Annotated in this window: 1 protein-coding gene; it reads right to left on the bottom strand. The window is 35.1% G+C overall.

Features of this window, described 5'->3' with window-relative positions; genetic code table 11:
• Positions 1-901: IS982-like element ISEfm1 family transposase (locus tag HMPREF2731_RS01430; RefSeq protein WP_070544013.1), on the bottom strand; the 901-nt coding region annotated here is incomplete at its 3' end.
• Positions 902-905 lie beyond the last annotated feature (4 nt).

The following is a 905-nucleotide window of genomic DNA, read 5'->3' as shown; positions in this document are numbered from 1 at the left end:
CTAAAGAATATCTCAAAGTTCCTTCAAAACGTCGTTGTGCTCGACTTAATAGAACACTGTAAGCCAGTAATATGCTTTCAAATCTACTCTCTAGCCCTTTAACAGAACGTGAGTTGAAATTTTGACAACCTAATTTTTCTAAGGAAGAAAAAACAGTCTCAACTGTTTTTCTTTGTTTTCCAAGTAAGCTGTGGTCTAGTTTTTCTGATTTATCCATGTTTTTACGTGGCGGAACGGATATAGTAATGCCCTTAAGGGCAAGCTTTTCATGGATTTTATGGCTAATATATCCTTTGTCCCCTAGGATATTGGGAAGATTCGCTTCTTCCGATAAAGTCTCTAACACTTTCACGTCATGGACACCTGGATTCGTGATTGAGTAAGTAATCGGAAAGCCAGTCTTAGTAACGATCATATGAATTTTAAGACCATAAAAATAAGATTTTTTTGTTGAGTTATAGCCAACTTTGGCTATTTGATTCAATAGTTTTGCTTGTCTATTTCTAACTGGTTTACATAATGGACTAGGAAAACTATCTATAATTCCGACTAGTTCACCTTTGGTGAGCTTCTTGATGAAAAAGTATCGAATAATCTTGATAGTGTAAGCTAAGTTTGAACTTAAGCGAGTGAATCGACTCCTACTAGGAAAGTCACCATTAGGAAATAAGACGGAACAAACCGCTCTATACGTGGCTCTTTGGCTAGTATAGCCATTAATTATGCCCCATATAACACAAGCAATAATCACTGTATCGCGTTGCTTCAGTTGATCAGTATTTCTTCGGTTTTTAATCTTATCTGGTACACAATTGTGGTATATGTTAGAAACAGTTCTCATAATTTCCTTGAATGTTATAAAAGTATCTGTATAATGTTCAGTATATTTTGATGAACGCATATGT

The organism is Enterococcus sp. HMSC072F02 (assembly GCF_001837725.1).
GTDB lineage: Bacteria > Bacillota > Bacilli > Lactobacillales > Enterococcaceae > Enterococcus_B > Enterococcus_B lactis.
This window is presented reverse-complemented; position numbering and strand designations above follow the sequence as displayed.